Raw genomic sequence first — 15,930 nt, forward strand, 5'->3', positions numbered from 1 at the left:
CCCGGCACGGACTCCCGTGGGGGCGGCCCGCCGCCGTCTCGCCGGCCCAGCTCCCCCGGTCAGGGGACGGCGGGGACCTCCAGGGTCCGGTGGACCTCCGCGATGACGTCCCGCTGCCGTTCCGTCAGGTAGAAGTGGCCGCCCGGCAGCACCTTGAGGGCGAAGCGCCCGTCGGTGACCTCAGCCCAGCGGGCGGCCTGCTCACGGGTCACGTGCGGGTCGGCGTCCCCGATGATCGCCGTGACCGGGACGGCCAGCCGCGGTCCCGCGGCCCGGTGGGCGTAGTCCTCGATCAGCTTGAAGTCGTTGCGGACGTACGGCAGGACGAGCTCGCGCAGTTCGGGCTCCCGCAGCGCCTCGGCGTCGCTGCCGCCGAGCTTCACCATCTCCGCCACGAGCGCGTCGTCGTCCTTGCCGGAGACCCGGTCCTCGCCGCGGTCGTGCGGCGGGCGGGCGCCGGAGGCGAACACGTGCACCGGGGCGCTGCCCCGCTCCTGCAGCAGCCGCGCCACCTCGTAGGCCAGGACGGCGCCCATGCTGTGCCCGAACAGGGCGGCGGGGCGGTCCATCAGCGGCGCCATCGCGCCGGCGACGAGGCGGGCGAGCTGGTGGGCGTCGCCGACCATCGCGTCGGCGATCCGGTCGGCGCGGCCGGGGTACTGCACGGCGTGGACCTCGACGGCCGGGCTGACCTCCTTCGCCCAGGGCCGGTAGAACACCGCCGACCCGCCCGCGTGCGGCAGGCAGAACAGCCGCATCGACGCCCAGGGGCGGTTCTCCGGGCAGCGGAACCACGTCACGTGATCAACTCCTCCTTCGGGCGGCGGGAGGTCCGGTCCCCGGAGGCCACGCGGTCCCCGGCTCGGTCGGCGGCGCGGTCCCCGGCGACTGCGCGCGGGTCGTGCGGCAGCGGCCACGGCGCGAGCCGCGGGTCGGGGACGGGCTTGTCCACCACGGTCTGCGCGGCCACCGTGAAGCCGCGGCGCCGGTAGTTGGCCATCGCGTTCGGGTGGTCGAGGCTGCTGGTGCGCAGCCACACGCGGGTGGCGGGGCCGGCGTCCAGGGCCCACAGCTTCCCGCGCTGCCAGGCGCGGCGGGTGCACTGCTCGACGAGGTGGCCGCCGTAGCCGCGGCCGACGAAGGCGTGGGTGAGCCCCACGAGGTGGATCTCGGTGTCGCCGCCGGGCTGCGCCTCGATCTCGAAGAAGCCCGCGATGGTGCCCTCGGCCATGGCGATCCAGGTGGACAGCTCGGAACGCTCCACCCACGCCTGCCAGTCGGCGTACGACCAGCCGAACCGGTCGGTCCAGCAGACGCGGGCGCCGACGGCCGCGTACATCGCCCGGCTGACCTCGGGGGACGGCAGCCGCGACAGCGTGAACGTCATCTCGACGCCGGGCAGCGGCGCGGGACGCAGGTCGGCCGCGTCCAGCATCTCCATCGTCCACTCGATGACCCCGGGGATCCCGATCTCGTCCCCGCGGAGCGCCGGCGTGCCGCCGTCACTCACCCCGGTCACTCACCCATCGCCTCGATGAGGCTCTTGGGGCGCATGTCGGTCCAGTTCTCGTCGATGTAGTCCAGGCACGCCTGCCGGGTGTCCTCGTTCTTGGCGACCGTCCAGCCGGCGGGGACCTCGGCGAAGGACGGCCACAGCGAGTGCTGACCCTCGTCGTTGACGAGGACGAGGTAGGTGCCGTCCGGGTCCTCGAAGGGGTTCGTCATGTGGGTCCCTCTCAATCCGTGCTCTGTAGTTTGTCGAGTTTTGCGGCCAGGACGGCGCCCATCTCGGCGGCCGGGCCCGGCTCCATGAGGAGGTGGTGGTCGATGTCGAGGGGGTAGTCCTCGATCTCGCCCTCGACGAGCGGCCCCCAGTTGGCGCGTCCGGTGGGCGAGTCGGCGGTGCGGCCCTGCAGCGCGGTGAAGAAGACGATGTCGCCGCGGAACCGGCCCGGCCGGTACTCCTCGGCCTGCCGGAGGCCGTTCTCGTAGTTGCGGTAGACGTTGACCAGGTCGTCCTCGCCGAGGGTCGCGAGGGCGTCGTCGCGGGCGGCGAGCACCGCCATGATCTGCGCCATGTCGGGGTTGCCGTCCTCGGCGATCATCCCGGCGTCCACCCCGATGGCCTCCAGCAGCTCGGGGAGGACCTCGCGCCGCTCCGACTCGAGGTCCTGGCCGTGGTAGGCGTCGATGAGGGCGAGCAGGCCGACGCGCTCGCCGGCGGCCTGCAGCCGCACGGCCATCTCGTAGGCGACGAGCCCGCCGAGCGACCAGCCCGCGAGGTGGTAGGGGCCGGACGGGCGGACGGCCCGGACCTGCTCCAGGTAGTCCTCGGCCATCTCCGCCACGGACCCCGGCAGGTCCGGGCGCGTGAACGCGCGGGCCTGCAGCCCGTAGATCGGCTGGTCGGGGCCGAGGTGGCGCTGGAACTGGAGGTAGCCCCAGGCCAGGCCGCCCGCGGGGTGGACGAAGAACACCGGCGGGCGGGTGCCGGACGTCCGGATGGGCAGCAGCACCTCGAAGCCGAGCCGGTCCTCGGGCTCACCGACCCTGGTCAGCGCCTCGACGGTCTGGTGGGTGAACACGTCGCGGGGGGTCAGCTCGATGCCCTCCTGGCGGGCCCGGGTGACGAGCTTCAGCGCGGCGATGCTGTCGCCGCCGAGGTCGAAGAAGCTGACGTCGGCGCCGACGCGGTCGAGGCCGAGGACGCCGGCGACGATCGCGCAGAGCCGCTCCTCCTCGGGCGTGCGGGGGTCGCGCCCGGCGGCGGCCTCGCCGTAGTCGGGCGCGGGCAGGGCGCGGCGGTCGAGCTTCCCGGTCGGGCCGACGGGGAACGTGTCGAGCCGGACGAACGCGGCGGGCACCATGTACTCGGGTACGCGGGCGGCCACGAAGTCGCGCAAGCCCTCGATCCCGCGCTTTCCACCGGGGGGTTCAGGGGGGTCGTCCCCCCTGGCGGGATCGCGGGCGATGACGTAGGCGACCAGGGTCTTGACGCCCGGGGTGTCCTCGCGGGCGATGACGGCGACGTTCGCGACGGCCGGGTGGGCGGCGACGGCGGCCTCGATCTCGCCGAGCTCGATCCGGAAGCCGCGGACCTTGACCTGGAAGTCGACGCGGTCGAGGTATTCGAGGGTGCCGTCCGGCCGCCACCGGACGAGGTCGCCGGTGCGGTACATGCGGTCGCCGGGGGCGCCGAACGGGTCGGCGACGTAGCGCTCACCGGTCAGCGCGGGCCGCCGCAGGTAGCCGCGGCCGAGCCCGGCGCCCGCGATGTACGCCTCGCCGGCGACGCCGGGCGGCACGGGACGCAGCCCCTGGTCCAGCACGTAGACGCGCATGTCGTCGATGGGGCGGCCGAGCACGGCGGACGTCTCGGACGGGTCGGCGAGCGGGGCGCGCAGCCCGGCGATGGTGGTGTACGTGGTGGCCTCGGTCGGGCCGTACACGTTGCCGACCTCGGTGTCCGGGCAGGCGGCGAGGACCTTGCGGATCGCGGCCGGCGAGCCCGCCTCCCCGCCGGTCAGCACCTCGCGGAGCCGCGCGAACGCGTGCGGGCGCTCGTCGGCCACAAGGTTGAACAGGGTCGTGGTGAGGAACAGCCCGGTGAGGTCCTCCGCGGCGATGATCTCTTCGAGGGCCGCGCCGTTCAGGTGGCCGGGCGGCGCGACGACGGCCGTGCCGCCGTGCAGCAGCGGCGTCCACACCTCGTAGATGGACGCGTCGAAGGCGTGCGGCGAGTGGACCAGGACCCGGTCGTGCGCGCCGCCCCGCAGCCGCCCGTCGGTCGCGAGGTCGAGCGCGTCGCGATGGCGGAGCATGACGCCCTTCGGGACGCCCGTCGAGCCCGAGGTGAACAGCACGCAGGCGAGCTGCTCGGGGTGGCACGGGACGCCGGGGTCGGTGTCCGGCTGCGCCGCGGTCTCCGGGTCGTCGTCCACGACGAGGATCCGGGCGGCGGTGCCGAGCGCGGCGGCGCGGTCGCGCATGGGGGTGTTGACGACCAGCACGGGCGCGGCGACCTCGGCGACCGCCCAGGCCAGCCGCTCCGGCGGGTAGCCGTGGTGGATCGGCGCGTACGCGCCGCCCGCCTTGAGGATCGCCAGCGACGCGACGACGGTGTCGGCGGAGCGTTCGAGGAGGACGGCGACGGGCGTGTCGCGGCCGACGCCGAGCCCGGCCAGGCGGTGCGCGAGCCGGTTCGCGCGGCGGTCCAGCTCGGCGTAGGTGATGGACTCGCCCGCCGCGCGGACGGCGGTGGCGTCCGGGGTCTCGGCGAGCCGGGCGGCGAAGCGCGCGGTGAGCGTGCCGGGCTCGCGACCGGTGCCGGGGCCCTGCCACTCCTGGAGGACGCGGGCGCGCTCGTCGCCGTCCAGGACCTCGATGCAGCCCAGCGGGAGGTCCGGGCGGTAGGCGACGGCCTCCAGGATGCGGACGAAGCGGCGCATCAGGCGCCGCGCGTCGTCCTCGGTGAACAGGTCGGCGCGGTGGTCGATGCGCAGCGACAGGCCGCGGCCGGGCACGGCGGCGAAGGTCAGCGGGTAGTGGGACGCGTCGTAGCCGTCCACGTCGTGGAGGGTGAGACCGCCGAGGGCGGTGCCGGCGGCGTCCGGGTCGAACGGGTAGTTCTCCAGCACGGTCATCGTGTCGAAGAGCGTGCCGGTGCCGCTGAGCCGCTGGATGTCGGACAGGCCGAGGTGGTGGTGCGGCATCAGCGCGGCCTGCTCGTCCTGGAGCCGGGTCAGCGCCTCGGCGACGGTGTCGGCGGGGCGGACGCGGACGCGGATCGGCAGCGTGTTGATGAACAGGCCGATCATCTGCTCGACGCCCGGCAGTTCCGGCGGGCGGCCGGACACGGCGGCGCCGAACACCACGTCGGTCGAGCCGGTGAGGCGGCTGAGCAGCGTGCCCCAGGCCAGTTGCAGGACGGTGTTGAGGGTGACCCCCTGGGCGCGGGCGCGCGCGCTGAGCGCCGCGGTGAGGTCTTCGGTGAGGCGGGTCCGTACCCGTCCGGGGCTTTCCGCACCGGGCTCGGGTGCGCCCGGGGCCACGAGCGTGGGTTCGTGGACGCCGTCGAGGGAGCGGCGCCAGGCGTCCTCCGCGGCCTGCCGGTCCTGGGCGGCCAGCCAGGCCAGGTAGTTCTTGTACGGCGCGACGCGCGGCATCCCGGTGTCGTCGCCCTTGGCCAGGTAGAGGGCGAACAGCTCCGTCTGCAGGACGGGCGTGGACCAGCCGTCCAGCAGGATGTGGTGGTTGGTGAACACCATGCGGTGCAGGCCGTCCGCCAGCTTGATGAGCAGGAAGCGCAGCAGCGGCGGTCTCGTCATGTCGAACGGCCGGGCCCGCTCGGCGTCGGCGAGGTCCCGCGCCCTGGCGTCGCGCTCGTCCTCGGGCAGGGCGGACAGGTCTGCGTCGTTCCAGGGGAGGCGCACCTCGCGGTGGACGACCTGGACCGGCGACCCCTCCTTGCGCTGCCGGAACCCGGCCCGCAGATTGGCGTGGCGGCGCAGCAGCGTCGCAGCGGCGGCGCGCAGCGCGGCCACGTCGAGGGGGCCGCGCAGGTCGAACACGATCTGCGCGGTGTAGACGTCCTTCTCCGAGTCGTACAGCGCGTGGAAGAAGAGCCCCTGCTGCAACGGGGACAGCGGGAGGATGTCCTCAAGCTGCGACTTGCTCAATCCAGCTCCCATTCGCCGTCGAGCTCGGCGGCGAGCTCGTCGATCTCCTCCTGGCTGACGTCCACCAGCGACAGGTCGGACGGGGTGAACCCGCCGACGGGCCCGTCGGACGCGCCGTCCACGACGTGCGCGACGAGGCCGCGCAGGGCCGCGAACCAGCGACCGGCGAGGTCGTCGATCGCGGCGTCGTCGAACAGGCCGCCCGCCCAGCTCCAGGTCGCGGACAGCTCGGGGCCGTCCGGCAGGTCGCGGGTGTGCGCGTTGACCTCGATGGCGTGGACGAGGCCGAGCGCGCCGTCCTGCCCGGCGCCGAGGGCGTCGGCGTCGGCCTGCGCGGCCGGCCCCCAGTCGGTGGCCTCCGGCACCGCGGACCGGCCGAGGTAGTTGAACGCGATCTGCGGCGTCCCGGCGAGCCGCTCGCCCGCCGCGGGGCCGAGGTAGCGCAGCAGGCCGTACCCGATGCCGTTGTCGGGGATCTCGCGGAGCTGCTCCTTGACCCGCTTCAGCGCGGTCCCGGCGGCCTGCCCGCCCTCGCGGACGTCGGCGGGCTCCACCCATCCGGCGTCGAGCCGCACGGGGTGGATCGAGGTGAACCAGCCGGCGGTGCGGGACAGGTCCACGCCGGGGACGATCTCCTCGCGGCCGTGCCCCTCCAGGTCGATGAGGACGGCGGTCTCGTCGCTGACGCCCCGGTCGCGGCGCCATTCGGCGACGGCCAGCGCGAGGCCGGTCAGCAGCACGTCGTTGACGCGGCCGTGGAAGGCGGCCGGGACCTCGGTGAGCAGCGGCGCGGTGACGTCGGCGGGCAGGTCGAGCGTGCGGTGCCGCGCCGTGCCGAACGTGTCGGCTGCGGGGTCGAGCGGGCGGGCGCCGAGCACCGGGTCGGGGGTGGCGAGGACGTCGTCCCAGAGCGGCAGCTCGGCGGTGCGGGCCGGGTCGGACGCCTCGGCGGACAGGCGCTGCGCCCAGCGGCGGAACGAGGTCGGCACCGGGTCTAGGTCTCCCCCGCCCCACGCGGTGACCAGGTCGGGCAGGATGATCCGCCACGAGACGCCGTCCACGGCGAGGTGGTGGACCGTGAGCAGCAGGCGGCCCGAGTCGCGCTCGCCGGCGTCGAACCAGACGAGCTGCGCCATCGTCCCCGCGGCCGGGTCGAGGCGGCGGCGGGCGGCCTCCGCCTCGGCGGCGAGGACGGAGCGGAGCGCGCCGGCGTCCAGGCCGCCGACGTCCACGCGGCGGACGAGCGCCGCCGCGTCGACGGTGCCGGGCTCGGTGACCTCGAACTCGGTGCCGGCCACCCGGAGGCGGAGCATGTCGTGGTGGTCGAGGACGCGCTGGAGCGCTGCGGTCAGCCGGTCGATGCCGAGGTCCGGCGGGACCTGGAGGAGCATCCGCTGGCTGTAGCCGCCGACCGGGCCGTCCAGCTCCTGGAACCAGCGCATGATCGGGGTGGCCGGGACCCGGCCGACTGCGGCGCCGGGCGCCTCGGCCTCGATCTCCTCGCCCTCGCCGGCCGGCCGCGCCACCGCCGCCAGCTCCTCGACGGTCTGGTGCTGGAACACCTCGCGCGGGGTGATGACCAGGCCGGAGCGGCGCGCTCGGGAGACGAGCTGGATCGCGATGATGGAGTCGCCGCCGAGGTCGAAGAACCCGTCGTCGACTCCGACCCGCTCCAGCCCGAGGACCTCGGCGAACAGGCCCGCGAGGGTCTCCTCCCCGGGCGTCCGGGGCGCGCGGGACGAGACCTTCGCCGCGAAGTCGGGGGCGGGCAGCGCCGCCCGGTCGAGCTTGCCGTTCGAGGTCAGCGGGAGGGCGTCCAGCCCGACGACGGCCGCCGGGACCATGTAGTCGGGCAGCGACCTCCCGGCGAAGCGGCGCAGCTCGGCGGAGTCGGCGCCGGTCCCGGCGGCGGTCCCGACGACGTAGGCGACCAGGCGGTCGTCGCGGACGAGCACGGCGGCGTCCCGGACGGCCTCGTGCCTGGTCAGCACGGCCTGGATCTCGCCCAGCTCGATGCGGAAGCCGCGCAGCTGCACCTGCTGGTCGGCGCGGCCCAGGTATTCGAGGGTCCCGTCGCGGCGCCAGCGGCCGAGGTCGCCGGTCCGGTACATGCGGGTGCCGGGGCCGCCGAACGGGTCGGCGACGAACCGCTCGGCCGACAGGCCCGGCCGGTTCAGGTAGCCGCGCGCCAGCCCGGCGCCCGCCACGTACAGCTCACCGGCCACGCCGGGCGGGACGGGCTGGAGGTGGGCATCGAGCGCGTACAGCTTGAGGTCGGGGATGCCGACGCCGATGACGCTGCCCGGCGCGGTCGCGGCGTACGCGCGGTCGAGCGCGAGGTAGGAGACGTGCACCGTGGTCTCGGTGATCCCGTACATGTTGACCAGCACCGGCGCGTCCTCGGCGTGCCGCGAGTACCAGTCTTCGAGACGCCCCAGTTCGAGGGCCTCGCCGCCGAACACGATGTAGCGGAGGGCCAGGTCGGAACCGGGGTCGTCCCTGTCGGCCGCCATGAGCTGGTAGAAGGCCGAAGGGGTCTGGTTCAGGACGGTGACGCGCTCGTCCACCAGCAGCTTCAGGAAGTCCTGCGGCGAACGTGAGGTCTCGTAGGGGACGACGACAAGACGACCGCCATAGAGGAGCGGACCCCAGAGTTCCCAGACGGAGAAGTCGAACGCGTAGGAATGGAACAGCGTCCACACGTCGTCCGGGCCGAAGTCGAACCACTGCTCGGTCGAGCGGAGCAAGCGCACCACGTTCTGGTGCGGCACCACGACGCCCTTGGGCCGACCCGTCGAACCGGAGGTGTAGATGACGTAAGCCGGGTGCTCTGGGTCGATGGCGACACCGGGGTTGGTGTCGGGGCGTCCGGGTGCGTCGAGGTCGTCCGGGCCGATGGTCAGCACCGGCCGGGCGTCCTCGACCATGTACGCGATGCGGTCCTCCGGATAGTCCGGATCCATCGGCACGTACGCCGCACCCGTCTTCAGCACCGCCAACAGCGCTACCACGAGGTCCGCCGAACGCGGCAGCGACAGCGCCACGAACTGCTCGGGGCCGGCGCCCTGCTCGATGAGGCAGTGCGCCAGGCGGTTGGCCTTCGCGTTCACCTCGCCGTACGTCCAGGACACGCCGTCGCACGTCACCGCGGGCGCGTCCGGACGCGCCGCCGCCTGCGCCTCGAACAGCGCCGGAATCGTCGTCCGCTCGGTGCCGCCGCCCTTGCCGCCCGCCCACTTGCGCAGGATCGTGCGGCGCTCGGCGCGGTCCAGGATCTCGGCGGCGCCGATGGGCGCGTCGGGGTCGGCGACCAGCTCGCGGACGAGCCGCACGAAGCGGTCCGCGACGGACAGGGCGGTGTCGGGGTCGAAGAGGTCGAGGGCGTACTCGAGACCGGCCTTGATCCCGGCGGGGGCGCCGTCGTCGCCGTGCCGCTCCTCCAGGTACAGCGAGAGGTCGTACTTGGCGATGCCCGACCCCAGCGGCTCGGCGCCGCCGGTCAGCCCGTCCAGCTCCAGGCGGGCCTCGGGGTTGTTCTGGAACGACAGCACGACCTGGAACAGCGGGTGGCGCGCCATCGACCGGGCCGGGTTGAGCACCTCGACCAGCCGCTCGAACGGGAGGTCCTGGTGCCCGTAGGCGGCGAGGTCGGTCTCCTTCACCCGCCCGATCAGCTCGCGGAACGACGGGTCCCCGGAGGTGTCGGTGCGCAGGACGAGCATGTTGACGAACATGCCGACGAGGTCGTCCAGGGCCTCGTCGGTGCGGCCCGCGATCGGCGACCCGATCGGCACGTCGGTCCCGGCGCCGAGGCGGGTGAGCAGCGCGGCGTACGCCGCCTGCACGACCATGAACAGGCTCGCGCCGCTCTCGCGGGCGAGGGCCAGCAGGCCCGCGTGGACGCCGGCGTCCAGCTCGAACGCGTGCGTGGCGCCCCGGTACGTCGCCTCCGGCGGGCGCGGCCGGTCGGCGGGGAGCCGCAGCTCCTCCGGCAGCCCGGCCAGGGCGTCCTGCCAGTAGGCGATCTGCCGGGAGACCAGGCTGTCCGGGTCGTCCTCGGAACCGAACAGCTCGCGCTGCCAGAGCGTGTAGTCGGCGTACTGGACCGGCAGCGGCGCCCACCGCGGCTCTTCCCCGGCGGCGCGGGCCGCGTACGCGGTGATCACGTCGCGGGCGAGCGGCGCCATCGACCAGCCGTCCGCGGCGATGTGGTGCAGGACGAGCATCAGGACGTGCGCGTCCCCGCCGAGCGCGAACAGCCGGGCCCGCAGCGGCGGCTCGACCGACAGGTCGAAGCCCTGCCCGGCGGCGGCCGCGAGCGCCGCCGGCAGCGCGGCCTCGCCGGTCTCGGCGACGTCGAGCCGGGGGCGGGCGGCGGCCGGGTCGAGGACGAGCTGGCGCGGGGTGCCCGAGCCGTCCGGGAAGATCGTGCGGAGCGACTCGTGCCTGGCGACCACGTCCCCGAGCGCGTCGCGCAGCGCGCCGAGGTCGAGCGCGCCTTCGAGCCGCAGCGCGATCGGCATGTTGAACGTCGCCGAAGCGCCGTCGAGGCGGTTCAGGAACCAGAGCCGCTGCTGCGCGTACGACAGCGGCACGACGGCGGGGCGGTCGCCCCGCGTCAGCGGCGGGCGGACGTCGCCGGCCGCGTCCGCGAGCCGCTCGGCGAGGCGCGCGGGGGTCGGCGCCTCGAACAGCGCGCGGACGGGCAGCTCCACCCCGAACGCGGAGCGGACCCGGCTGACGAGGCGGGTCGCGGTGAGCGAGTCGCCGCCGAGGTCGAAGAACCCGTCGTCCACGCCCGCCTTCGGCACGCCGAGGACCTCGGCGAACAGCCCGCAGAGGATCTCCTCCTGCGGGGTGCGCGGCGCGCGGCCCGCGGTGGTCCCGGCGCCGCCGCCGGGAGCGGGCAGCGCGGCGCGGTCGAGCTTGCCGTTGACGGTGAGCGGCAGCGCGTCCAGGACGGTGAGCGCCGGGACCATGTGGTCGGGCAACCGCTCGGCCGCGTACCGCCGCACCGCCGCGACGTCGACGTCCGCGCCGACGAGGTAAGCGGCGAGGCGCTTGTCGCCGGGGCGGTCCTCCCGGACGACGACGGCGGCCTGGGCGACGCCGTCGCAGCCGCACAGCACGTTCTCGATCTCGCCGGGCTCGACCCGGAAGCCGCGGATCTTGACCTGGTCGTCGGCGCGGCCGAGGTACTCGATCGTCCCGCCGGGGAGCCACCGGGCCAGGTCGCCGGTCCGGTACATGCGGTCGCCGGGCGCGCCGAACGGGTCGGCGGTGAACCGCTCGGCGGTCAGCCCGGGGCGGCCGAGGTAGCCGCGCGCGAGCTGCGCGCCCGCGAGGTACAGCTCGCCGGGGACGCCGGCCGGGGCGGGCTGGAGCGCGGGGTCCAGCACGTAGGCGCGGGTGTTCCGGTACGGCCCGCCGATCGAGGGGCGCCCGGCGTCCGCGACGACCTGGTTCATCGTGTCGATCGTGGACTCGGTCGGCCCGTAGAAGTTGCGCGCGGTCAGGCCGGGGACGGCGCGCAGGTCCCGCCACAGCGCTTCGCCGACGGCCTCGCCGCCGAGGAGGAGCTGCGACGGGCGGTGCCGCCCGTCATCGTCCAGCAGGCCCGCCTCGCGCAGCGAGCTGAAGTGCGACGGGGTGGTGTTCACCAGGTCGACGCGCGCGTCCGCCACGTACGCGGTGTACGCCTCCACGTCGCGGCGGGTGTCGTCGTCGACGAGGTGCAGCTCGTGGCCGTACATCATCCACAGCAGGCCCATCCACGACGTGTCGAACGAGAACGACGCCAGGTGCGCGAACCGCATCCGGCGGCCGCCTGCGGCCTCGACCGCGGGGTCGAAGAAGGTCTCCCGGTGCGCCTCGAAGTAGTTCAGCACGCCCGTGTGCGGGACGGTGACGCCCTTGGGGAGCCCGGTCGAGCCCGACGTGTAGATGACGTACGCGGCGTTGCCGGTGCGCAGCGGCCGGACCCGGTCGGCGTCCGCCGGGTCGTGCGCGGGCCGCCCGGCGGTGTCCGGGAACCCGCCCGCCCGGATGGTGAGGGCGGGGCGGCAGTCGTCCAGCATGTGCCCGATGCGGGCGGGCGGGTACTCGGGGTCGACCGGGACGTAGGCCGCGCCCGCCTTCAGCACGCCCAGGATCGCCACGACGATCTCGGGGGTGCGCGGCAGGACGAGCGCGACGCGGTCCTCAGGGCCGATCCCCCGCGCGATCAGCTCGTGCGCGAGCCGGTTCGCGCGCTCGTTCAGCTCCGCGTAGCTCAGGCGCACGTCGCCGCAGACGAGGGCGGTCTCGTCCGGGGTGCGGGCCGCCTGCCGCTCGAACAGGGCCGGGAGCGCGCCGGCCGGGGCATCGGCGCCGGTGTCGTTCCAGGCGGCGAGGGCCGCGCGTTCGGCGCCGGACGGGAGGTCCACGGCGCCGACCGGCTGCCCGGCGTCCTCGGCGAACGCCTCCAGGAAGCGGCGGACGCGGGCGAGCAGCGCCTCGACGACGGGCCCCTCGTACACGTCGGGCCGGTAGTGCAGCCGAAGCGACAGCCGCTCGCCGGGGGCGGCGACGAACGACAGCGGGAAGTGCGTCGCGTCGTAGGAGTCGGCCGCGGCGATGCGGACGCCGTTGAGGGAGCCGTCCATCGACGCGGGGTCGAACGGGTAGTTCTCCAGGACCGTCATCGTGTCGAACAGCGCGCCGCCCTGGCCCGCCACCCGCTGGATGTCGGTGAGGCCCAGGTGGTGGTGGGCGAGGAGTTCGGTCTGCTCGTCCTGAAGGCGTTCCAGGAGGGTGCCGAGCGGCTCGTCCATCCGGTACCGGACGCGGATCGGCAGCGTGTTGATGAACAGCCCGATCATCTGCTCGATGCCGGGCAACTCGGGCGGGCGGCCGGAGACGGTGGCGCCGAACACCACGTCGTTCGAGCCGAGGAGCCGGCCGAGGACCAGCCCCCAGGCGCCCTGCAGGACGGTGCTCAGCGTGACGCCGTGGCGGCGGGCGGCGCGGGTGAGGCGCCGGGTGGTGCGCTCGTCCAGTTCGGTGACGGTCCGCTCCGGCGGCCGCGGTGCCCGCCCGGCGGCCTCGGGGGCGACGAGGCTGGGCCCGGCCACGCCGTCGAGGGCGCGGCGCCACGCGTCCTCTGCGGCGGCGCGGTCCTGCTGCGCCAGCCAAGCCAGGTAGTTCTTGTACGGCGTGACGCGGGGCATCCCGGTGTCGTGGCCGCCCTGCACGTAGAGCAGGAACAGCTCGGTCGCCAGGATCGGCGTGGACCAGCCGTCCAGCAGGATGTGGTGGTTGGTGAAGACAAGCCGGTGCCGCTCGGGGCCCATCCGGACCAGGACGAACCGCAGCAGCGGCGGCGCGGTCATGTCGAAGCCGCGCGCCCGCTCCCGCGCCACGACGGCGTCGGCCTCGACATCGGACACCGCCTCGGACGCCGTCACCTCCTCCCACGGCAGCTCGACCGTCCGGGGGATCACCTGGACGGGGCGCGACAGGTCCTCGTGCCAGAACGCGGCCCGCAGGTTCGGGTGCCGGCGCAGCAGGGTCTCGGCGGCGGTGCGCAGCGCGGGGACGTCCAGCGGCCCTTCGAGGTCGAGGACGAACTGGGCCGTGTAGACGTCGGAGTCGCCGGCGTCGAATAGGGCGTGGAAGAAGAACCCCTGCTGCAACGGCGACAGCGGCAGGATGTCTTCTAGGTCCCCCCGGTTCAATGCTGCCGCCTCCATGCGTTCTGTAGCTTGTCGATCTCGCCCTGGTCCAGGTCGACGAGCAGGTCCGACGGGGTGAACCCGCCGGCCTCGCCGGACGCGGCGTCGGCGACGAGGCCGCGCAGCGCGGTGAACCAGCCCTCGGCCAGCTCGCGGACGTCGGCGCCGTCCAGCAGGCCGCCCGGCCACGTCCACGTCGCGGACAGCACGGGGCCGCCGGGCAGGTCGCGGGCGACGGCGTTGACCTCCAGGAGGTGCGCGAGCGGCATCCGCGGGTCCTCGCCGGGGGGCAGCTCCTCGGACGCGAGCGTCCAGTCGCCGCCGTCCGCGCCGCCGTCGACGCGGCCGAGGTAGTTGAACGCGAGCTGCGCGGGCGGCGCCTCGGCCAGCTCCTCGGCGGCCCCGCCGCCCCCGTAGCGCAGCAGGCCGTAGCCGATGCCGTCGCCGGGAACGGCCCTGAGCTGCTCCTTGACCTTCTTGATGGCCGCGCCGCCGGTCGCGGTCCCGGCGTCCAGCCGGACGGGATGGATCGAGGTGAACCATCCGGCGGTGCGGGAGACGTCGACGCCGGGCACGGCGTCCGTGCGGCCGTGGCCCTCCAGGTCGACCAGGACGCCGGTACCGCGCCCGCCGCGGTGCCGCCGCCACTGCGCGACGGCGAGGGCCAGGCCCGTAAGGAGGACGTCGTTGGCGCGTCCGTGGAACGCGGCGGGCACGTCGGTGAGCAGCGGCCCGGTGACGTCCGCGGGCAGGTCGACGGTCAGCGAGCGGGCCCGCGCCGCGATGTCCGCCCGCGGGTCGAGCGCGCGGTCCGCGAGCTTCTGCGGCGGCCCGTCCACGATGTCGAGCCAGTCCTCCAGCTCGTCCTCGTCCCGCTCGGCCGCGGTGAGCTTCTGCGCCCAGCGGCGGAACGACGTCCCGACAGGCTGGAGCTCTCCCCCGGCCCAGGCCGTGACGAGGTCGGGCAGGAGGATCCGCCAGGACACGCCGTCCACGACGAGGTGGTGCAGGACGACCAGGAGGCGGCCCTGGTCGGTGCCCGCGTCGAACCAGACGAGCTGCGCGACCGTCCCCTCCCGCGGGTCGAGCCGGTCGCGGGCCGCGGTGGCCTGCTCGGTGATGACGGCCTGGAGCTTGTCGGCGTCGAGGCCCGCGACGTCGACGCGGGTGACGAGGGCGGCGGCGTCGCAGGCGCCGGGCTGCCGGACGACGGGCTGCCAGCGGTCGCCGTCCACGTCCAGCCGCAGCCGGAGGACGTCGTGGTGGTCCATGAGCGTCCGGAGGGCGTCCGCCAGCCGGTCGGGGCCGAGGTCCGGCGGCGTGCGCAGCAGCATCGCCTGGTGGAAGCCGCTGATCAGCGCGGCGTCCCCGGCCACCCGGTCGCGCAGCCACGCGACGATCGGGGTGACCGGCACCGGACCGGTCCCGGCGCCGGGGGGCTCCGCCTCGATCTCCTCGCCCTCGCCGACCGGCCGCGCGGTGGCGGCCAGTTCCGCGACGGTCTGGTGCTGGAACACGTCGCGGGGGGTGACGACCAGGCCGGACTGCCGGGCGCGGGAGACGAGCTGGATCGCGATGATGGAGTCGCCGCCGAGGTCGAAGAACCCGTCGTCGACCCCGACCCGCCCCAGGCCGAGCACCTCGGCGAACAGGCGGGAGAGCGTCTCCTCCTCGGCGGTGCGCGGCGCGCGGGACGCGGCCTTCGAGGTGAACTCCGGGGCGGGCAGCGCCGCGCGGTCGAGCTTGCCGTTGACGGTGAGCGGGAGGGCGTCCAGCTCCATGACCACGGCCGGGACCATGTAGTCGGGAAGGTCCTTCGCGGCGAAGCGGCGCAGCTCCCCGGAATCGATCCCACTGCCCACGACGTAGGCGACCAGGCGCTCGTCGCGTACGAGCACGGCGACGTCGGACACCGCGTCGTGCCGGGCCAGGGCCGACTCGATCTCGCCCAGCTCGATGCGGAAGCCGCGCAGCTGCACCTGCTGGTCGCTGCGGCCCAGGTATTCGAGGCGGCCGTCGTTCAGCCACCGGCCGACGTCGCCCGTCCGGTACATGCGGGTGCCCGGCTCGCCGAACGGGTCGGCGACGAACCGCTCGGCCGACAGGCCCGGCCGGTTCAGGTAGCCGCGCGCCAGCCCGGCGCCCGCCACGTACAGCTCACCGACGACACCGGACGGGACGGGCTGGAGGCGGCCGTCCAGGACGTACACCTTCAGGTCCGGGATGCCGACGCCGATGACGCTGCCCGGCGCGGTCGCGGCGTACGCGCGGTCGAGCGCGAGGTAGGAGACGTGCACCGTGGTCTCGGTGATCCCGTACATGTTGACCAGCACCGGCGCGTCCTCGGCGTGCCGCGAGTACCAGTCTTCGAGACGCCCCAGTTCGAGAGCCTCGCCGCCGAACACGATGTAGCGGAGGGCCAGGTCGGAACCGGGGTCGTCCCTGTCGGCCGCCATGAGCTGGTAGAAGGCCGAAGGGGTCTGGTTCAGGACGGTGACGCGCTCGTCCACCAGCAGCTTCAGGAAGTCCTGCGGCGAACG

6 protein-coding genes are annotated in these 15,930 nt (G+C 74.6%); all 6 read right to left on the reverse strand.

From position 1 onward, the window contains the following. Positions 1-59: 59 nt before the first annotated feature. Complete coding sequence (locus E1266_RS04790) at positions 60-800, reverse strand: alpha/beta fold hydrolase (RefSeq protein ID WP_132044094.1); 741 nt, start codon at positions 798-800, stop codon at positions 60-62. Then, on the reverse strand, positions 797-1,519 hold the full coding sequence (locus E1266_RS04795; protein WP_243718232.1) for a GNAT family N-acetyltransferase: 723 nt from the start codon (positions 1,517-1,519) through the stop codon (positions 797-799). The genes E1266_RS04790 and E1266_RS04795 overlap by 4 nt, the downstream gene beginning before the upstream one ends. Then, entirely contained in the window at positions 1,516-1,725 is a 210-nt protein-coding gene (locus E1266_RS04800) for an MbtH family protein (RefSeq protein WP_132044096.1), read from the reverse strand. The genes E1266_RS04795 and E1266_RS04800 overlap by 4 nt, the downstream gene beginning before the upstream one ends. 11 nt (positions 1,726-1,736) lie before the next feature. Further along, positions 1,737-5,678, reverse strand: coding sequence for an amino acid adenylation domain-containing protein (locus E1266_RS04805; RefSeq protein ID WP_243718233.1), 3,942 nt, complete (start codon positions 5,676-5,678; stop codon positions 1,737-1,739). Further along, complete coding sequence (locus tag E1266_RS04810) at positions 5,675-13,393, reverse strand: non-ribosomal peptide synthetase (RefSeq protein WP_132044100.1); 7,719 nt, start codon at positions 13,391-13,393, stop codon at positions 5,675-5,677. The genes E1266_RS04805 and E1266_RS04810 overlap by 4 nt, the downstream gene beginning before the upstream one ends. Further along, on the reverse strand, positions 13,390-15,930 hold a 2,541-nt coding region (locus E1266_RS04815; protein WP_165965934.1), incomplete at its 5' end, for a condensation domain-containing protein. The genes E1266_RS04810 and E1266_RS04815, both read right to left, overlap by 4 nt.

This window comes from Actinomadura sp. 7K534, from assembly GCF_004348575.1.
In the GTDB taxonomy this organism is placed as follows: domain Bacteria; phylum Actinomycetota; class Actinomycetes; order Streptosporangiales; family Streptosporangiaceae; genus Spirillospora; species Spirillospora livida.